The following is an 18,392-nucleotide window of genomic DNA, read 5'->3' on the forward strand; positions in this document are numbered from 1 at the left end:
GTCGGGCCGGCCGGCCGACAGCGGTGTTCCGCAGTCACCGGCTGGCAGCTGCGCACCGCTGTCCCTCTCACGGGGCCGCGGCCCGACGCCCGACCCGCACGGGTGGGGCAGGCCGCGCCGTGGGTACCGGGGGCCGTGACGACGACTGCGGATCCTGACGCCGTGTCCGCGCCCCGGTGGGTGGTGGGCGACCTGCTGCGCGCGGTCGCGCTGGTGAGCGTCGCGGTGGGCGCGAGCGGGTGGGGCGTCGTGGGCTTCGCGCTGTTCATGCTGGTGCTCGGGGCGACGATGATCCCGCGCGCGCTGGGCGCGCCGCCGTCCCTCGATGTCAGCTACTGCTCGGTGCTGCTGGGGGGCGCGTGGGCGGCGGTGCTCGACCTCTACCTGCGCTTCGCCTGGCTCGACACCGTCGTGCACGCCGCCGCGACCGGGCTCATCGGCGTCGTGGCGTACGTCGTGATGGTGCGGGTCGGATGGCTGTCGACACGGGTCCCGCGGCCGGGTCGGGTGGTGGTGGCCACGGGCGTGGGCACCGTCCTCGCGCTGGTCTGGGAGCTGCTGGAGTGGGGCGGCCACGCGCTCGTCGACGACCGCATCCAGGTGGGCTACGAGGACACCCTCGGCGACCTGGTCTCCGGGCTGGTGGGCGCGGCCCTCGCGGGCGCCGTCCTGCTGAGCGACACCCTGGTGCGCGGGCCGGGGTCGCGGCGAGCAGGATCTCCGAGATGAGGAGCCCGTCCGCGTCGCACCGGAGCCACCCCAGCGTGTCGGTGGTGATCCCCGCGCGCGACGACGCCGTCGCCCTCGAGCGCTGCCTCACGCTGCTGGCCCGCCAGAGCGTGGCGGCGTACGAGGTGATCGTGGTCGACAACGCCTCCACCGACGAGACCGCGCAGGTGGCACGCCGCCACGGCGCGCGGGTGGTGCACGAGGCGACGCCCGGCATCCCGCAGGCGGCCGCGACCGGGTACGACGCGGCGCGCGGCGACGTCATCGCCCGCCTGGACGCCGACTCGCGGCCCGGACGGACCTGGGTGTCGCGGATCGGGTGCCGGATGGCCGACCCGCGACTGGACGCGGCGACCGGGACCGGGTGGTTCTACGACCTGGCCCCGCTGCTCGGTCGACCGGTCGCGCTGGTCTACCTCGGTGCCTACTACGCGCTGTGCCACCTCGCGCTCGGGCACACCGCGCTGTGGGGATCCAGCATGGCGCTGCGCCGCTCGGCCTGGGAGCGGGTGCGCGACCGGGTGCACCGCGACGACGCGGAGCTGCACGACGACCTCGACCTCGCCTTCGTGCTCGGCCCGCACGCCCGGATCCGCCTCGACCCCGGCCTCGACGTGGGCGTCTCCGCGCGCTCGCTGCACGGGCTGGCCCAGCTGCGCCGCCGCCTGGACCGAGCGGTCCGCACGCTGCGGCTCAACTGGGCCGACCAGCCGCCGTGGCTGCGCTGGCGCGACCGGTTCACCCGCGAGGGGGCTACCAGCCGATCGTCATCCACAAGAAGAGCTGCGTGATCAAGAACCCGGTCAGGAAGTTCAGCCACAGGAACCGGCGCCACCCCGCGTTCGCGCGCTCGCACTCCGCGTCGCTCAGGCGCACGTACGGCGCGACGTTGGCGACGTAGGGCAGCACCAGCAGCGCCGACAGGGAGGCCGGCCACGGCAGGGTGAGCAGCAGCAGCCCGGCCACGACGTAGCAGCCGAGCGCGAACCAGGTCGTCGTCGAGGCGCCCATGACGGTGCCGACCGAGCCGATCCCGCCGGCGCGGTCGGCCTCGATGTCCTGCACCGCGCCGAAGGCGTGCGAGCCCATGCCCCACAAGAAGAACCCGGCCAGCGCGGCGAGCGCCGTCGCGTCGAGCGAGGCCCCGCTCATCGCCAGGCCCAGGACGGCGGGGGAGACGAAGTGGGTGCTGGAGGTGATCGAGTCCAGGAACGGGCGCTCCTTGAACCGCAGCCCCGGTGCGGAGTAGGCGACCACCGCGAACACGCTCACCGCCAGCACGGCGGTGGAGGCCAGGTCACCGAGCGCGACCAGCGCGAGGACGAACGGCAGGTTCGAGAGCACCGCCGCCCAGATCGTGCGCCGGTGCACGCCCCGGTCGAGCACGACCCCCTCGACCCCGCCCTTGCGCGGGTTGCGGATGTCGGACTCGTAGTCGAAGACGTCGTTCACGCCGTACATCAACAGGTTGTACGGCACCAGGAACCACAGCGTGCCGAGCACCAGCACCCACCACTCGGCGGCGCCGTCGGGGCTCCCGCCGGCGAGCAGGTACGCCGCGGCGAACGGGTAGGCGGTGTTGATCCAGCTCAGCGGTCGCGACGACGCGAGGACCTGGCCCCAGGCGCTCACCGCTCGGGCCGATCGGGCCGATCGAGCACCCGGTCCACCAGCAGCGCGAGCGCGGGCAGCCCGGCGACGGCGGCCACCGGCCAGGCGAAGTCCTCGATCGGCGCGAGGCCGATCTTGATCCCGGAGATCTGGTCGTCGACGTAGCCGAACAGGTCCACGGCGATCATCAGGTTGTCGAAGACCGCAGTGAGCACCATCAGCGCGGCCAGCGTGAGGCCGGTCGCCGCCCACCAGCGGCGGTCCGGACGACCCACGAGCGCCGCGACACCGAGCACCACGAGGGTCACCGCCACGAAGGCGGAGGAGACGAGCACGTAGGTCATCGCAGCGCCTCCCGGCGACCGCTGCGCCGCTCGGTGCCCGCCGAGCCCAGCAGCATCCGGAACAACCCGTGCAGCACCATCGTCACGTAGCAGAGGAACACGATGAAGAACAGCTCCTCCAGCGGCAGCTCGGGAGCCACCTCGATCCCGGTCATGGCCTCGGACTCCCCGCGGTGGTAGATCTCCAGGCCGATCGCGACCAGGTCCCAGGCGAGGAAGTAGACCAGCCCGACCGCGAGCACCACGAGCGCGCGTCGGGGCCGGTCGAAGACGAACAGCTTCCAGCGGTGGTCGACCAGGCCCATGCAGAGCCCCGAGACGATGATCGACGCCAGGTACGCCAGGCTCATGCGCCCCGTCCTGCGCCCGCGACCACCGAGGGCCCGGTGGAGGTGTCCCCCCGCAGTCGCTTGAGCACCAGCTCGGCGCTGATCAGGCACATCGGCAGACCCACGCCGGGTCGGGTGGCGTAGCCGGCGTACACCAGGCCCTCCACCTTGCGCGAGACATTGGCGGCGCGGAAGAACGCGCTCTGCTTCAGGGTGTGGCCGGGGCCGAGCATTCCGCCGCTCCAGGAGTTGAGGTCGGCCGCGAAGTCGGCCGGCCCGATCGTACGGCGAACCTCGACCCGCGCGGCGAGGTCCGACACGCCGGCCCACGCGCCGATCTCGGCGATCGCGGCGTCGACGGCCTTCTCGACCCCCGGGTCGCCGGCGCCGTCGAGGCCGCCGCGGCCGATGGCCGTGTCGGCCGGCACCGGGATCAGCACGAAGAGGTTCTCCTTGCCGGCCGGCGCCACGCTCGGGTCGGTCGCGGAGGGCCGGCAGACGTAGAGCGACGCGGGGTCCGGGACCCGTGGGGCGGAGCCGAAGATGTCGTCGAAGTTGCGCCGCCAGTCGCGGGTGAAGAACAGCGAGTGGTGGGCCAGCTCGGGCAGCTCGCCGTCCACGCCGAGCAGCGCGAGCACCCCGCCGGGCCCGGGGTCGCGGCGGCGCCACCACGACTCGGGGAAGGTCTGCAGCTCGCGCGGCAGCAGCCGGGTCTCGAGGTGGTGCAGGTCGGCCGCGCCCACGACCAGGTCGGCGTCGAGGTCGTGCCGGGCGCCGTCGCCGTCGACGTAGCGGACCCCCTGCACCCGGGCCGAGCGCCCGGTGCGGGTGGTGCGCACCGCCTCGACGGTGCAGCCGGTGCGCAGCCGGGCCCCGCGGTCGGTGGCGAGCCGGGAGATCGCGTCGATGATCGTGGTGAACCCGCCCTGCGGGTAGCGCACGCCGTCGGCGAGGTCCATCCAGCTCATCAGGTGATACATGCTCGGCGCGCGCTCGGGGGAGGTGCCGAGGAACACCGCGGGGTAGCCGAGCACCTGGCGCAGCCGCTCGTCGTCGAAGCGGGCGCCGACGTGGGACTCCAGCGACCGGGTCAGCAGCGAGGAGAGCCGCGGTCCGTTGCGCAGCACCTCGGCGTTGAGCATCGTGGTGGGGGAGTCGAAGCTGGTGTAGAGGAAGCGCTGCACCGCCAGCTCGTAGACGTGCTGGGCGGAGTCGAGGTACGCCGACAGCGCCGCGCCGGCACCGGGCTCGACGGACTCGAAGAGCGCCTCGTTGGCCGCCCGGTCGCGGCGCAGGTCGAGCGGCTGCTCGCGGCCCTCGAAGAACACCCGGTAGCCGGGGTCGAGGGTCACCAGGTCGAGCTGCTCGGCCGTGGAGGTGCCGAGCAGCTCGAAGAAGTGGTCGAAGACCTCCGGCATCAGGTACCACGACGGGCCGGTGTCGAAGCGGTAGCCGTCGGTCTCCCAGCGACCGGCGCGGCCGCCGACGACGTCCTGGCGCTCGAGCAGGTCGACCGACCAGCCGTCGTGGGCCAGCAGGGCGGCGGTGGCCAGCCCGCTGATCCCGCCGCCGATGACGACGGCGGTGCCGGGCGGGGTTGCGGCGGCGGAGCCGGGACCGCCGCGACGCGTCGCCCTCACCGGCGCCCCGCAGCAGGCAGCGGGCCGCGATGCGGGCCTTGGCCCCCGGGGACGCGCACCCGGCGGGAGCGGATCTCGCTGGCCGGCGTACGCCGCAGCCGGGCGGCCAGCTCGGCGAAGAGCCCGTGCGCGACCAGCACCGCCCGCCGGCTGCTGGGCGGCAGCGCGGGGATCACCGCCGCGGCCGCCGCGAGGTCGGCGTCGATGTCGTCGAGGAGCCGGTCGCGGGTGGCGTCGTCGAGGCGTGCGGGGTCCACCCCGGGGAAGTAGCTGCGCCCGAGCAGCCCGTCGTCGGTGGCCAGGTCGCGCAGGAAGTTGACCTTCTGGAACGCCGCACCGAGGCGCTGGGCGCCGCCGGCAAGCGCGTCGTACGCCGTGTCGGGCTCGGGCTCGTCGGCGAGGAACGCGCGCAGGCACATCAGGCCGATCACCTCCGCGGAGCCGTAGACGTAGCGCTCGAAGCTCTCCTGGTCGTGCTCGGCGCGGAACAGGTCGGTGCGCATCGAGGCGAAGAACGGGTCGATGAGGTCGTGGCCGATGCCGCACCGCCGGGCGGTGCGGGCGAAGGCGTGCACGATGAGGTTGCTGCTGTGCCCGCGCACCAGCGCGACGCGGACCTCCGCCTCCAGCTCGTCGAGGACGTGGGCCTGCTGGGCGCGGGTGGTGTCGGGGCGCGGGGCATCGACGACCTCGTCGGCGACGCGGACCAGGGCATAGACGTTGCGCACCCGGGTGCGGACCGGCTCGGCGAGCAGCCGGCTGGCCAGGCCGAAGGAGCTGGAGTAGCGCTCGATCACCAGCGCCGCACTGGCCTCGGCGACCTGGTCGTAGAGCAGGTGGGGGCCGTCCGGTGCCGGCTCGCCGCTCGGCTCCGGGCGGGGCTGGACGGCGCTCATGCGGTGCCCCGGCGGATCCGGTCGGCCAGGTCGCCCACCCAGACCAGCAGGTCCGGCGGCACCTCCAGGCCGGCGGCGCAGGTGACGGCGGCCTCGACGTGCGCGGCGACCAGGTCGGTGACGAACGCCCGCGAGCCGCCCCGCTCGAGGGCGTCGCGCACCCGCGCCGCGTCGTGGGGGCTCAGCGCGGGGTCGCCGAGGTGGCGCTGCACCTGCGGCCAGGCGGTGGTGGAGCGGGCGTGGACGACCAGCGGGGTCCGCTTGCCCTCGCGCAGGTCGCCGAGGTTGCTCTTGCCGGTCTGGGTGGGGTCGCCGAAGACCCCGAGCAGGTCGTCGAGGAGCTGGAAGGCGATGCCGAGTCGACGACCGACCTCGCCCAGGCCCTCGACGACGGCCGGGGCCGCACCGGCCAGCACGGCGCCGGCCTGCATCGGCAGCTGGAAGGAGTAGGCGGCCGTCTTGTGCTCGGCGACCGCGAGGACCTCCGCGAGGGACGGCTCGGCCAGGCCCAGGGAGTGGCGTACGTCGGCGAGCTCACCGGCGGCGGAGACCCGGATCGCGTGGTCGAGCAGGTCCAGCAGCCGGCGCACGGTGGCGGGGTCGACCGGGGCGGTGGCCACGGCGCGCAGCGCCCCGGACAGGGCCAGGTCGCCGGTCAGCACGGCTCCGGCCAGGGCGTACGTCGCGGCCGCCTCGGGGGCGGCGCCGGCAGCGGCCGCCTCGTGGCGGAACGCCCCGGGGGTGCTCGCGCGCCCGCGGCGTACGTCGTCGCCGTCGATGACGTCGTCGTGGACCACGAACGCGGTGTGCAGCAGCTCCACGGCCTCGGCGACCTGGAGCACCGCCGGGCCGGCGCCCCCGCCGAGCAGGTCGTGCACGGCGTGGACCAGCCGGGGGCGGAAGCGCTTGCCGCCGCGGCCCGCGTCGAGCAGGGCCGTGGCCAGCAGCGCGATGTCGGCGGGCGGTTCGGCGGTCGTGGCGGGGGCGACCCGGCGCTCGAGGGTCGCGGCGCCGGCCACTCGCTTGCCGCTCATCGCGACACCGCCGCCCAGCCGGCTGCACGGAGCCGGGGCACCTGCAGCGCCAGCCACGGGCTGAGCGCCCAGGGCGCCGCGTCGAGCGCCGCGTGCAGCTCCGCGTCGCTGATCCAGCGGGTCTCCTCGACCTCGTCGGGGTTCGGTGCCGGGGTGCCGGTGGTGCGTGCGGTCCACACCGGGCAGATCTCGTTCTCGACCAGCCCGCCGGCGTCGACGGCGCGGTAGCGGAAGTCCGGCACGACCTCCTCGAGGTCGGTGACCTCGAGCCCGAGCTCGTGCGCGGCGTAGCGGCGGATCGTGTCGGCCACCTCCTCGCCGGGGCGCTGGTGGCCGCAGAAGGAGTTCGTCCACACCCCGGGCCAGGTGCGCTTGGTGACCGCGCGACGGGTCAGCAGCAGCCGGCCGTCGTCGTCGCGGACGTAGCAGGAGAACGCCAGGTGCAACGGGGTGTCCTCGGTGTGCACGGTGGCGCGGGGCGTGGTGCCGCAGGGGGTGCCGTCGTCGTCGACGAGCACGACGAGGTCCTCGACCGCCACGCTCAGGTCTGGGTCCGAGACCGCCTGGTTGGGTCGCTCCACCGGCGCTTCCTCCCGCTCGTGTCACCTATGTCGCCCGGCGAGCTCCTGGCCTGCACGGGTGCTCCGGGTTCGGAGCCGTGCGGGATCTGGATTGGTCGGGTCGTGACGTGGTCTGGACAGCTGCTCCACGCCGGTCTCCCGGGGCCGTGTGACGCGAGTGACGCTACCGGTCGCCACGCCTGTGCGCGAGGGGCTCAGCGGGACAGCGGACCCAGGACCGTCAGCGTCGCGCCGGCGGGGTCGGCGATCGCGCACATGCGTCCGTACGCCGTGTCCTGCGGCGGCACCAGGACGCTGCCCCCGAGCTCGGCAGCGCGGGCGGCGGCAGCGTCGGCGTCGGGGACCTCGATGTAGACCCGCCAGCCGAGCTCCTGGTCCTCGGCGGCGGCGCCGTCCATGATCCCCACCCGGGCCTCCTGGTCCTTGCCGACGGTGGAGTAGCGGAAGTCGTCGGTGTCGCTCACGGCGTGCAGGTCCCACCCGAAGGTGTCGCGGTAGAACGCCGAGGAGTCCCCGAAGCGCGCGGTGAGCAGCTCGAACCAGGCGGGGGCCCCGGCCTCGGTGATCGCCGAGAAGCCGGGGTGGGAGATCGGCTGCCACAGGCCGATGCCGTGACCCTGGGGGTCGGTGAGGAAGCCCATGTGGCCGGCGTCGCCGACCTGCATCGGTCCGGCGACCGCCGTGGCGCCGTGGTCGGCCGCCCGCTCCATCGTCGCGGCGAGGTCGTCGCTGTGCAGGTAGACCGACCAGGCGGCCGGCCCCATCGAGCCCCCGGCGTTGTCCATGCACCCGGCCACCGGCAGGCCGTCGTGGAGGAACATGAAGTAGCCGGCGAACTCCTCGCTGGCCTCGCCGGCGCGCCAGCCGAACAGCTCGCCGTAGAACTCGCGGGCCTGGTCGGTGTCGGAGGTGAACAGCTCGATCCAGCTCGGCTGACCGGCGGTCGGGGTGGTGCGCATCGCGGGCTCCTCGGGGGTGGTCGGGTGGCTGCTCCTACCGACCCGCGCCGGTGCGAGAACTCATTGCCCGGCTGGGATACTTCGCCGGGCGCGCCGCGTCGGCCCGCCGAGCCGCCCTCCTCACAGCCCAGGACCTCCCGTTGCCCCAGACCCCGCCGACCGCCCCTGCCAGCGCGACGGCTGAGGTGTCAGCGGCCCGCCGCTGGGCCTCGCTCGCGGTGCTCTCGGCCAGCCTGCTGGTGGTCACGATGGACCTCACGATCCTCAACGTGGCGCTGCCCGACCTCGCCGCCGACCTGCGGCCCTCGGCGACCGAGCAGCTGTGGATCGTCGACGTCTACTCCCTGGCGCTGGCCGGGCTGCTGATCTCGATGAGCGCCCTGGCCGACAGGTGGGGACGCCGGCTGGTGCTGCTGACCGGCTTCGCGGTGTTCGGCGGCGCGTCCGCGGCCGTGCTGCTGGTGGACAGCCCGGCCGAGGTGATCGCCGCACGGGCACTGCTCGGCGTCGGCGGCGCGATGATCATGCCGACCACGCTGTCGCTGCTGCGCTCGGTCTTCACCGACCCGGGGGAGCGGGCGACCGCGCTCGGCGTGTGGGCGGCGGTCTCGGCGATCGGCGCCGCCGTCGGTCCGATCGTCGGCGGCGCGTTGCTCGAGCACTTCTCCTGGCACGCGGCGTTCCTGGTCAACGTGCCGCTGATGCTGGGCGCGATCCTCGCGGGAGCGCTGATCCTGCCCGAGGCCCGCGACCCGCAGCCGGGCCCGTGGGACCTGGTGGCCACGGTGCTCTCGGTCGGCGGCATGGTCGGGCTGGTCTGGGCGATCAAGCGCTTCGCCGAGGAGACCAGCCTGCTCGACCCGCTGGGCTGGGCGAGCCTGGTGCTCGCGGTCGCGCTGCTCGTCGCGTTCGTGCGGCGGTGCCTGCGCGCGGAGTCGCCGCTGTTCGACGTACGCCTGTTCGCCGGGCGCTCCTTCACCGCGGGCGTGGTCGCGGCGCTGAGCGCGATGTTCGCGATGGCGGCGCTCCTGTTGCTGCTCGCCCAGTGGCTGCAGCTGGTCGAGGGGCACGCGCCGCTCGCGGCCGGGGTGCACCTGCTGCCGATCGCCGGGGGCGGCCTGGTCGCGTCACTGCTGGCGCCCGCGCTGGCGAAGCGGATCGGCGCCCGGGTGGTGCTGTCCGGCGGGCTCGCGGTGGCCGGTCTCGGCGCGGTCGCACTGGGTGCGGTCCCCGGCGAGCTCACCTACCTCACGGCGGCGGTCGCGATGGCGCTCGCCGGTGCCGGCGCCGGGTCGCTGGCGATCGCCTCGGCGATGATCATGGCCGGCTCCCCGCCGGAGCGCGCCGGCAGCGCCGCCGCCGCGGAGGAGACCGCCTACGACCTCGGCACCGTGCTCGGCGTCGCGGTGCTCGGCAGCCTGGCCGCGGTGGTCTACCGCTCCCGCCTCGACACCGCCGACCTGCGCGCGGCCGGGCTGCCGGCCGAGCTCGAGGCGCAGGCCGAGGACTCCCTCGGCGGCGCGGTCGCGGTCGCCGACGCCGCGGACCTTCCCGGGCTCGCGACCCGGGCCGCCGAGGCGTTCACCGAGTCGCTGGCCACGACCGGCCTGGTCGGCGGGACGCTGATGCTCGCGGCCGCGGTCGTCGTCTACCTCACCGCGCCCGCCGACCTCGACATCACCGTGCAGCAGCACTGAGACCGGACGTCAGCTCGCCTTGCGGGCCGTCGTCTTCTTGGCGCTCTTGGCCGTGCTCTTCTTGGCCGGGGCCTTCTTCTCCGTGCTCTTCGCTGCCGGCTTCTTCGCTGCCGGCTTCTTCGCTGCCGTCTTCTTGGTCGCGGTCTTCTTGGTGGTGCTCGAGGAGGTCTTCTTCGCCGTGCCGGCCTTCTTCGTGGCGGAGCGGCTCTCCTCAGCCTCGTCGGTGTCGTCGGTGTCGTCGGGGACGGCCTCGCCGCGGCCCTTCTTCGCGGCGTCGACCGAGCGCTGCAGGGCGGCCAGCAGGTCGACGACCTCGCCGGAGGACTTGGTGGAGGTGGGCGTGCGCTGCACCTCACCGCCCTCGACCTTGGCCTTGACGACCGCCTCGACCGCCTCGGCGTAGTCGTCCTCGAACTCGGCCGGGTCGAAGTCGCCCGCGAGGGTCTCGACCAGCATGGTGGCCATCTTGACCTCGGCGGGCTTGACCTCGCCGGACTCGACGTTGAAGTCGGGGGTGCGGACCTCGTCGGGCCACATCATCGTCTGCAGCACGATCACGTCGTCGCGCACCCGCAGCACCGCCACCGACGTGCGCTGGCGCAGCGCGACGGTCACCACGGCCATCCGGTCGGCGTCGAGCAGGGCCTGGCGCAGCAGCGCGTACGGCTTCGCGCCGGACTTCTCGGGCTCGAGGTAGTAGGACTTCTCGAACATCATCGGGTCGATCTGGTCGCTCGGCACGAACTTCTCCACCGAGATCTCCCGCGAGGAGGTCGAGGGCAGCTCGGCGAGGTCCGCGTCGTCGAGGATGACCATCTCGCCGTCCTCGGTCTCATAGCCCTTGGCGATGTCGGCGTAGGGCACCTCCTCGCCGTCGAGGGCGCAGATCCGCTGGTAGCGGATCCGCCCGCCGTCCTTGGCGTGGACCTGCCGGAACGACACGTCGTGGGACTCCGTGGCGGCGTACAGCTTCACCGGCACGCTGACCAGGCCGAAGGAGACCGCGCCCTTCCAGATCGCTCGCATGCGTCCTCAGTATCCGCACTCAGCCCGATCGACGCATCCGCCACGCCTCGAACGCCTCGGCCGAGGTGCGCGAGGGGACGTAGCCGAACACGTCCTTGAGCCGATCGTTGGCCAGCACCGGGCGGTAGCGCAGGAACCGCGTCTGCTCCGGGCCGTACGCCGTGAGCCCGAGCCGGCTCCCGACGGCGAGGGCGGCGCGGACCACCGACTCGGGCACGGCGAGCACCGGGCGGCCCAGTCGTGCGGCGATCTCGTCGATGCTCAGCGCGCCGTCGCCGGCGACGTTGAAGATGCCGGTGACCGGGCCGGTGACGGCCCGCTCGATGATCGCGACGACGTCGGTGTCCCAGATGAAGACGAAGGGGGAGTCCGCGCCGCGGATCTTCAGCAGCCGCCGCTTCTCGAACAGTGCGGTGATCTGGTTGTCGACGCGCTCGCCGAGGATGGTGCCGATGCGCAGCACCACCTGCTCCAGCTCGGGGTGGGTCGCGCGCAGCTCGGCGAGCATCTCCTCGACCTGGCGCTTGTGGTCGCTGTAGGCGAACTCCACGTTGCCGCGCACCGGGTCGTCCTCGGTCACCCAGCCGCCGTGGGCCGCGCCGTTGTCGGGGTGGTAGCCGTATGCCGCGCCGCTGGAGGAGACCACGACGCGGCGTACTCCCGCGGCGAGGCAGGCGTCGAGCACGTGACGGGTGCCGTCGACGTCGACGGCCCGCTCCCGCTCGCGCGAGGAGTCCTTGCCCGGGGTGACGATCGAGGCGAGGTGCACCACGACGTCCGGGGAGGCCTCCTTGACGCCGGTGAGCACGCCGGCCCGGTCGGTGACGTCGAGGACCACGTGGTCGACCCCGGGGACCGGTGTGGCCGGCGCCCGCAGGTCGGCGCTGGTGACCCGGTGCCCGGCCTCGGCCAGGCCGCGCACGACCGAGGAGCCGAGGAAGCCGCTGCCGCCGGTGACCAGCACGGCGAGAGGGGTGGTCGGGGTGCTCATGCGGCCTCCAGTTCGCTGGTACGACGGGTGCTGCGGGTGCGCCACCACTGGGCGACGGCGAGCCCGGCGATGATGTCCCAGATGCCCCACCAGGCGGCGACCAGCGCCATCCCGCCGAGGCCGTCGAAGTAGGTGAAGACCAGCAGCAGGCCGAGGCCGGCGTTGCGGATGCCGACCTCGAAGGTCATCGCCTGGGTGCTCGGCTCGGGCAGCCGGGTGGCCCGGGCGATGCCGTAGCCCAGCAGCAGGGCGAGGGCGTCGTGGAGGAACACCGCGAGCAGCACGATGCCGATGTAGTCGACGAAGATGTCCCAGTTGTTGGCGACCCCGATGAGGATCACGCCGCCGAGGGCGAGGAACGACAGCGGGCCGATGACCCGGTGTCCCACCGCGGCCACCCGCGGCCAGAGCCGGGCGATGGTGATGCCGGCGACGAACGGGACACCGATCACGAACGCGATCTCGGAGAGCATGTCGAGCGCGGAGAGGTCGATGTCGCGCAGCAGGTCGTCGCCGGTGGGGTGCAGCGAGCCCCAGAACGCCATGTTGATCGGCATCAGGAAGATCGCCAGCACGTTGCCGATCGCGGTCATCGACACCGACAGCGCGACGTCGCCGCCGGCGCGGTGGGTGAGGATGTTGGAGACGTTGCCGGGCGGGCAGCAGGCGACCAGGATCATCCCGAGCGCCACCGAGCCGCGCACGTCGAGCAGCAGCGTGAGCGCGAAGGTGAGCGCGGGCAGCAGCAGGAACTGCGCGACCACGCCGATCGCGATGACCACGGGCCGGCGTACGGCGGCGGCGAAGTCGGCGAGCCGGGTGTCCAGGGCGATGCCGAAGAGGATCGCGCCGATCACGATCTTCAGCGTCGTCAGCGACCCCTCCTCGAAGGCGATCCGGATGTTGTCCACGTCGGTGGCCAGGACGGTGAGGGTCGGGCTCATGCGGGCGCTCCCAGTGGCTGGATCAGTGACTCGATCTCGGCGCGCACCGCGGAGCGGTAGGCGTCCTTGTTGACGTAGTAGGACATCCGCTCCAGCCCGAGGTAGCGGTAGCCGCCGGACAGGTCGGGGCGCGGGCCGGCAGCGCGGGCGTCGAGCGCCGCGGCGGCCGCCGGGTCCTGGCTGCGGGCCCGCAGGTACGCCGCGACCAGCTCGGCCTGCTCGTAGCGGCCCTGCCAGCCGATGCCGGAGGCCTCGATCATGCCGAGCACGAACAGGTCGGGGTGCGCGGGGCTGAAGATGTTGAGGTAGAGGTCCGGGGCGGTGCCGGGTCCGGCCCAGCGCAGCAGCGCGGGGTCCAGGAACGGGTAGTGCAGCCGGTAGCCGGTCGCCAGCACCACCAGGTCGTACGCCGCGCGCGAGCCGTCCTTGAACCGCACCCCGTCACCGTCGAGGCGCTCCACGTCGGGGCGCACGGTGATGTCGCCGTGGCCGAGGTGGTGCAGCACGAGTGAGTTCACCACCGGGTGCGACTCGTAGATCTTGTGGTCGGGGCGCGGCAGCCCGAAGCGCACCGGGTCGCCGGTGAACAGCTTGAGCACCCGCGAGTCGATGGCCTGCTTGAGCCGCGGCGGCAGCGGGCGGCCCTGGTTGAGGGTGTCGGCGGGGCGGCCTAGGACGTACTTGGGCACGAAGTGGTAGCCGCGGCGCACCGAGAGGTCGACCGAGGCGGCGTGGTGGACCGCGTCCACGGCGATGTCGCAGCCGGAGTTGCCGGCGCCGATGACCAGCACCCGCTTGCCGGCGAACACCTGGGCGCGCTTGTAGGCGCTGGTGTGCAGCAGCTCGCCGTCGAAGCTGCCCGGCAGCGTCGGGATGTTCGGCTCGCTGAGGGTGCCGTTGGCGACCAGGACACCGGCGTGGTGGACCTCCCGCTCGCCGTCCGGCCCGGTGCTGGTGACCACCAGTCCGCCGTCGGGGTGCGGGGTGACCGCGGTGACCTCGGTGTGGAAGCGGAAGCCGCGGGTGAGGTCGAAGTGGTCGGCGAAGTCGCGGAAGTAGGCGAGCAGCTCGCGGTGCGAGGGGTAGTCGGCCACCTCGGCGCGCATCGGGAACTCGCGGAACTCGGTGGTGTGCTTGGAGGAGATGAGGTGCGCGGACTCATAGACCGTGCTGCGCGGGGCGTCGATGTCCCACAGCCCGCCGACGCCGGGGCCGAGCTCGTAGCCCTCCCACGGCAGCCCCTGGCGCTGCAGGTTGCGCGCGCCGGCCAGGCCGCTGGGTCCGGCGCCGATCACGGCGTAGGTCTGCTGCACGTGTCCCCCTTCGAGAAGTCGCCCGGACGGGCCGGAGGATTCTCGCCTAAGTCAGTCGATAAAGGGCAATTCGAGCGGCTGGGGCGATACGTCAAGATGACCGCATGCGCCCGATGCTCGCCACGAAGACCGACCGGGTCCCGACCGGGGACGCATGGTCGCACGAGGTGAAGTGGGACGGGGTGCGAATCCTGGCCGATCTCAGAAGTGGTGCGGACGGGTCGCGACTGACCAGCCGCAACGACAACGACGTCACGATCGCCTGGCCCGACGTCGTGGGCAACGGTCCGGAGGCGGGGCGCGACCTGCTCGTGGACGGCGAGATCATCGCCCTCAATGAGCAGGGGCTGCCGGACTTCCGGGTGCTCCAGGACCGCATGCACGTGCGCCGCGCGACCAGCGCCGCCCGGCTGGCCACGAGCATCCCGGCGACCTTCATGGTCTTCGACCTGCTCCGCCTCGACGGCCGGGAGCTGGTCGAGGAGCCGCTCGAGCGGCGCCGCGAGCTGCTCGCCGGGCTCGCCGAGGCCGGCGACCTCGGCTCCTGGCAGGCGCCCGCGTCGTACGACGACGGCGCGATGCTCCACGAGGCGACGCTCGCCCAGGGGCTGGAGGGCGTGGTGAGCAAGCGCCGCGACTCCCGCTACGTCTTCGGGCAGCGCAGCCCGCACTGGCTCAAGCTGGCCCACCGCCACCGGCACTCCTACGTGGTCGGCGGCTGGCGCCCGCAGGAGGGCACCAGCGACCGGCTCGCCGCGCTGCTGGTGGGGGAGCCGGGCGAGGGCGGGCTGCTCTACCGCGGCCGGGTCGGCAGCGGCATCGGGGCGAAGGTGAGCCGCCAGCTCGCCGAGCTGCTCGCCGGGCACACTCGCGCCGACAGCCCGTTCGACGACGAGGTGCCGCGCATCGACGCCCGCGGCACGGTCTGGGTCGACCCGGTGCTGGTCATCGACGTCGACACCCACCACACCTCGCGCGCCCAGCGGCTGCGGCAGCCGTCGTATCAGGGGCTGCGCAGTGACCTGTCCCCGGAGGACCTGTGAGCCCCGCCCGCGATCGCCAGGAGGTGCGCGTCGAGGTCGACGGGCGCACGCTGACCATCAGCAGCCTCGACAAGGTGCTCTACCCGCGCACCGGCACCACCAAGGGGGAGGTGCTGCACTACTACGCCCAGATCGCGCCGGTGCTGCTGCCGCACCTCGCCGAGCGCGCGGTCACCCGCATCCGGTGGCCGCACGGCGTGCAGGACGGCAGCTTCTTCGAGAAGAACACCCCGCCCGGCACGCCGTCGTGGGTGCGCACCGTGAAGGTGCCGACCACCGGCTCGCGCGGCACCTCGCGCCACGGCGACACCCTGGTCTTCCCGGTCGCCGATGACCTGGCCACGCTCACCTGGCTGGTCAACCTCGCCGCGCTGGAGCTGCACGTGCACCAGTGGACGGTCGGGCGCAACGGGCGCCCGCGCAACGCCGACCGACTCGTCATCGACCTCGACCCCGGCGAGCCGGCCGGGCTGCACGAGTGCTGCCAGGTCGCGCTGCTGGTGCGCGAGCACCTCGAGGAGCGCGGGCTGAGCGGGCGGCCGGTCACCAGCGGCAGCAAGGGGCTGCACCTGTACGCCGACCTGCCGCGCCGGCTGCCCTCGGAGGACGCCACCGCGCTGGCCAAGGAGATCGCCGAGGAGCTCCAGCGCGCCCACCCCGACCGAGTGACCGCGACCATGACCAAGTCGCGCCGCGGCGGCAAGGTGTTCCTCGACTGGTCGCAGAACGCCGCCTCCAAGACCACCATCTCGCCGTACTCGCTGCGCGGGAAGGAGCGCCCGACCGTCGCCACGCCTGTCACCTGGGACGAGGTCGAGGCCGGGGCCGAGGACCCCGAGGGGCTGGGCCAGTTCCTGTTCGGCGAGGTGCTCGAACGGGTCGCGCAGCACGGCGACCTGTTCGCCTGACCCCGAGCGACCGGCCGGCCGCTTCTCGGCCGGCGTTGTTACCGACGCGTAGGCGACACGTGGTGGCGTCGTGGGGAGCCGGAGGGCGGTGCGCTCCTAGCGTGGTCACGCACCCTGCCGCCCGACCGGGAGAGGACCACCCCGATGCTGCCGACGTCCCCGCGACGCACCTCCTCGCGCCGAGTGCTGGCCGGTGCCGCGGCCCTGGGCGGGGCGGCGCTGGTCGTGCTCGGCCTCGGTGGCCCGGGCGTGACGGGGGGCGGTGAGGACGGCGTACGCCTGGAGTCCTCCGTCGACACCCGGGCGACGCTCGTGGTGAGCGAGCTGGCGCCGGCGCAGAAGGCCAGCCGCGACCTGACCATCACCAACGACGTGGCCGAGCTCGCCCGGCTGACACTGGTCGAGGACGTCGAGATCGCCTACACCTGGGCGACCACCCCGGCCTGAGTCTGCAACAACCGCGGTGCCGTCGAGGGGTGGGCTCTATGCTCCTGCCATGGCCCCACGCGTTCTCGTCGTCGAAGACGAGGAGGACATTGCCTATCCGCTCGTGCGCACCCTCGAGCGTGAGGGGTACGTCGTGGAGTGGGTCGACACCGGCCTCGGCGCGCTGGAGATCCTCGCCACCGACCCTTCCGACGTGGTGCTGCTCGACCTCGGCCTGCCCGACCTCGACGGGCTCGAGGTGTGCCGCAAGTCCCGCGAGGCGGGGTTCCTCGGCGCGATCCTGATCCTCACCGCGCGGGCCAGCGAGATGGACCGGGTGGTCGGCCTCGACTACGGCGCCGACGACTACCTCGCCAAGCCGTTCGCCCTCGCCGAGCTGCACGCCCGCATCCGCGCGATGCTGCGCCGCACCGCCGGCACCGGGTTCGGCGCGGAGGATTCCGGGCAGGACGCGCTGCGCGTCGACGTACCGGCTCGGCGCGTCTACGCCGGCACCGAGGAGGTGCCGCTGACCGGCAAGGAGTTCGACGTCTTGTCGATCCTGGCCGCCAACCGCGACAAGGTGGTCTCCCGCGGCCGGCTGATGGCCGACGTGTGGGACGAGAACTGGTACGGCTCCACCAAGACCCTCGACGTCACCATCGGGCGGCTGCGCCAGAAGCTCGAGAGCGTCGGCGTCGAGGACAAGGTGGTCGCGGTCCGCGGTGTCGGGTTCCGCCTCGAGGGTCCGCGCCCGGAGATCTGAGCCGTTCCCCTGCCGGAGCAACTGCTCTAGGTTGGCCGCCATGGCTGGCCCGACTGGCACGACTGGCGGCATCCGCATCCGCATCCGCGGCAAGCGCTTCGGCGGCGTCCCTCGCGCGCACTGGCGCCGCGTCAACGACGCGATGGACCCCGAGACGCAGTACGTCGAGATCTATCGCAACGTCGCGATGCAGGAGTTCCCCTGGGACATGAACCAGGCGCTCAGCTTCGCGCTGTTCCGCACCTACGCGGTGCCCGGGATCGGGCGGCTGCTGGACCGGACCGGGGAGTTCACCGGCAACACCCAGAAGCGCTACGACGACACCGCGCTGCTGCTCGAGGTGCCGTTCGGTCGGGGCTTCGAGGACCCCGAGGCGCGCGCCGCGATCCGGCGGATCAACCAGATGCACCGCTCCTACGACATCCCCGACCACGAGATGCGCTACGTGCTCAGCACGTTCGTGGTGGTCCCGAAGCGCTGGCTCGACGACTACGGCAAGCGGCCGCTGAGCGACGTCGAGCTGCGCGCGTCGGTGAACTACTACCGCGAACTCGGCCGGCACATGGCGATCCCCGACATCCCGGACAGCTACGACGGGTTCGCGCGGCTGATGGACACCTACGAGGCCGAGCACTTCGCCTTCGACGAGGGCGGGCGCCGCGTCGCCGACGCCACGCTGGCGCTGCTGGTGACCTTCCACCCCTCCTTCGCCTCGCGCGCGGTCGAGGTCTTCAGCCGGGCCCTGATGGACGAGCCGCTGCGCGAGGCGTTCGGCTACGAGGCCCCCTCGCGCCGGGTCGAGGCGCTCTCGCGCGGCCTGCTGCGCGCCCGCGGCGTACTCCTGCGCGCCTTCCCCGTGCGCCGCGACCCCAAGCGCATCGCCGACCTGCCCTGGGTCCGCAGCTACCCCGACGGCTTCCGCGTCGACGACCTCGGCACCTTCCCAGGCACCACCCCCGCCCCCACCCCCGGCTGCCCCGTCCCGCACTGACCCCCTCGCCGAGTCGGCGCCAATGGTTGCGCGAGTCGGCGCCAATGGCGCGCCGAGTCGGCCCTTGTGGTGGCGCGGGACTTGGACCTCGACCGACGCCGGGCTACCGTCGGCGCCTTGACCTGAGCCCAGGTCGCCGACGCATGGGTACGCCGAGTCCTGCC

The 18,392-nt window shown here is 73.3% G+C and carries 20 protein-coding genes; 8 read left to right on the forward strand and 12 right to left on the reverse strand.

All coding sequences use genetic code 11. The annotated features are described in order from the left end of the window. The first annotated feature begins 162 nt into the window (after positions 1-162). Positions 163-729, forward strand: a complete 567-nt coding sequence (locus GFH29_RS04335; protein ID WP_228387760.1) for a hypothetical protein — start codon at positions 163-165, stop codon at positions 727-729. Next, positions 726-1,520, forward strand: a complete 795-nt coding sequence (locus GFH29_RS04340; protein ID WP_153322206.1) for a glycosyltransferase — start codon at positions 726-728, stop codon at positions 1,518-1,520. Before GFH29_RS04335 ends, GFH29_RS04340 begins: the two co-directional genes overlap by 4 nt. Here GFH29_RS04340 and GFH29_RS04345 read toward each other — a convergent pair. From GFH29_RS04345 to GFH29_RS04380, 8 genes are all read right to left on the reverse strand, one after another. Further along, on the reverse strand, positions 1,483-2,361 hold the full coding sequence (locus tag GFH29_RS04345) for a prenyltransferase (RefSeq protein WP_153322207.1): 879 nt from the start codon (positions 2,359-2,361) through the stop codon (positions 1,483-1,485). The two genes, GFH29_RS04340 and GFH29_RS04345, sit on opposite strands and share 38 nt — an antisense overlap. Next, positions 2,358-2,684, reverse strand: coding sequence for a lycopene cyclase domain-containing protein (locus tag GFH29_RS04350; protein WP_153322208.1), 327 nt, complete (start codon positions 2,682-2,684; stop codon positions 2,358-2,360). The genes GFH29_RS04345 and GFH29_RS04350 overlap by 4 nt, the downstream gene beginning before the upstream one ends. Then, positions 2,681-3,034 carry a lycopene cyclase domain-containing protein gene (locus tag GFH29_RS04355; RefSeq protein ID WP_153322209.1) on the reverse strand — a complete coding sequence of 118 codons (354 nt, stop codon included), beginning with the start codon at positions 3,032-3,034 and terminating at the stop codon, positions 2,681-2,683. The genes GFH29_RS04350 and GFH29_RS04355 overlap by 4 nt, the downstream gene beginning before the upstream one ends. Then, complete coding sequence (gene crtI / locus GFH29_RS04360) at positions 3,031-4,653, reverse strand: phytoene desaturase family protein (RefSeq protein ID WP_153322210.1); 1,623 nt, start codon at positions 4,651-4,653, stop codon at positions 3,031-3,033. The genes GFH29_RS04355 and crtI overlap by 4 nt, the downstream gene beginning before the upstream one ends. Beyond that, positions 4,650-5,549, reverse strand: a complete 900-nt coding sequence (locus GFH29_RS04365) for a phytoene/squalene synthase family protein (RefSeq protein ID WP_153322211.1) — start codon at positions 5,547-5,549, stop codon at positions 4,650-4,652. The genes crtI and GFH29_RS04365 overlap by 4 nt, the downstream gene beginning before the upstream one ends. After that, positions 5,546-6,583 carry a polyprenyl synthetase family protein gene (locus GFH29_RS04370; protein ID WP_153322212.1) on the reverse strand — a complete coding sequence of 346 codons (1,038 nt, stop codon included), beginning with the start codon at positions 6,581-6,583 and terminating at the stop codon, positions 5,546-5,548. The genes GFH29_RS04365 and GFH29_RS04370 overlap by 4 nt, the downstream gene beginning before the upstream one ends. Continuing rightward, positions 6,580-7,164, reverse strand: coding sequence for an isopentenyl-diphosphate Delta-isomerase (idi, locus tag GFH29_RS04375; RefSeq protein ID WP_228387761.1), 585 nt, complete (start codon positions 7,162-7,164; stop codon positions 6,580-6,582). The genes GFH29_RS04370 and idi overlap by 4 nt, the downstream gene beginning before the upstream one ends. 194 nt (positions 7,165-7,358) lie before the next feature. Beyond that, complete coding sequence (locus GFH29_RS04380) at positions 7,359-8,123, reverse strand: VOC family protein (protein WP_153322213.1); 765 nt, start codon at positions 8,121-8,123, stop codon at positions 7,359-7,361. A gap of 140 nt (positions 8,124-8,263) precedes the next feature. Here GFH29_RS04380 and GFH29_RS04385 point away from each other — a divergent pair, with 140 nt between their 5' ends. Further along, complete coding sequence (locus tag GFH29_RS04385; RefSeq protein WP_153322214.1) at positions 8,264-9,820, forward strand: MFS transporter; 1,557 nt, start codon at positions 8,264-8,266, stop codon at positions 9,818-9,820. Positions 9,821-9,829: 9 nt separating this feature from the next. Here the strand turns inward: GFH29_RS04385 and GFH29_RS04390 are convergent, their stop codons facing one another. The 4 genes from GFH29_RS04390 to GFH29_RS04405 are packed head-to-tail and all read right to left on the reverse strand — an operon-like array spanning position 9,830 to position 14,094. Continuing rightward, on the reverse strand, positions 9,830-10,846 hold the full coding sequence (locus GFH29_RS04390) for a Ku protein (protein WP_153322215.1): 1,017 nt from the start codon (positions 10,844-10,846) through the stop codon (positions 9,830-9,832). A 19-nt stretch (positions 10,847-10,865) separates the two neighbouring features. Next, positions 10,866-11,837, reverse strand: a complete 972-nt coding sequence (locus tag GFH29_RS04395) for an SDR family oxidoreductase (protein WP_153322216.1) — start codon at positions 11,835-11,837, stop codon at positions 10,866-10,868. Next, positions 11,834-12,781 carry a bile acid:sodium symporter family protein gene (locus tag GFH29_RS04400; protein WP_153322217.1) on the reverse strand — a complete coding sequence of 316 codons (948 nt, stop codon included), beginning with the start codon at positions 12,779-12,781 and terminating at the stop codon, positions 11,834-11,836. The genes GFH29_RS04395 and GFH29_RS04400 overlap by 4 nt, the downstream gene beginning before the upstream one ends. Next, positions 12,778-14,094: a flavin-containing monooxygenase gene (locus tag GFH29_RS04405; RefSeq protein WP_228387762.1), complete on the reverse strand. Its 1,317-nt coding sequence runs from the start codon at positions 14,092-14,094 to the stop codon at positions 12,778-12,780. Before GFH29_RS04405 ends, GFH29_RS04400 begins: the two co-directional genes overlap by 4 nt. Before the next feature lie 104 nt (positions 14,095-14,198). On the opposite strand from GFH29_RS04405, the gene ligD (GFH29_RS04410) reads away from it, so the two are divergent. From ligD (GFH29_RS04410) to GFH29_RS04430, 5 genes are all read left to right on the forward strand, one after another. Beyond that, on the forward strand, positions 14,199-15,137 hold the full coding sequence (gene ligD / locus GFH29_RS04410) for a non-homologous end-joining DNA ligase (protein WP_153322218.1): 939 nt from the start codon (positions 14,199-14,201) through the stop codon (positions 15,135-15,137). Beyond that, positions 15,134-16,045 carry a non-homologous end-joining DNA ligase gene (gene ligD / locus GFH29_RS04415; RefSeq protein ID WP_153322219.1) on the forward strand — a complete coding sequence of 304 codons (912 nt, stop codon included), beginning with the start codon at positions 15,134-15,136 and terminating at the stop codon, positions 16,043-16,045. The genes ligD (GFH29_RS04410) and ligD (GFH29_RS04415) overlap by 4 nt, the downstream gene beginning before the upstream one ends. Positions 16,046-16,189: 144 nt before the next feature. Beyond that, positions 16,190-16,492: a hypothetical protein gene (locus GFH29_RS04420; RefSeq protein ID WP_153322220.1), complete on the forward strand. Its 303-nt coding sequence runs from the start codon at positions 16,190-16,192 to the stop codon at positions 16,490-16,492. Positions 16,493-16,541: 49 nt separating this feature from the next. Then, positions 16,542-17,237 carry a response regulator transcription factor gene (locus GFH29_RS04425; protein ID WP_153322221.1) on the forward strand — a complete coding sequence of 232 codons (696 nt, stop codon included), beginning with the start codon at positions 16,542-16,544 and terminating at the stop codon, positions 17,235-17,237. Between the two features lie 40 nt (positions 17,238-17,277). Then, complete coding sequence (locus GFH29_RS04430) at positions 17,278-18,228, forward strand: oxygenase MpaB family protein (RefSeq protein ID WP_228387763.1); 951 nt, start codon at positions 17,278-17,280, stop codon at positions 18,226-18,228. Positions 18,229-18,392 lie beyond the last annotated feature (164 nt).

It is taken from the genome of Nocardioides sp. dk884 (genome assembly GCF_009557055.1).
Lineage (GTDB): Bacteria > Actinomycetota > Actinomycetes > Propionibacteriales > Nocardioidaceae > Nocardioides.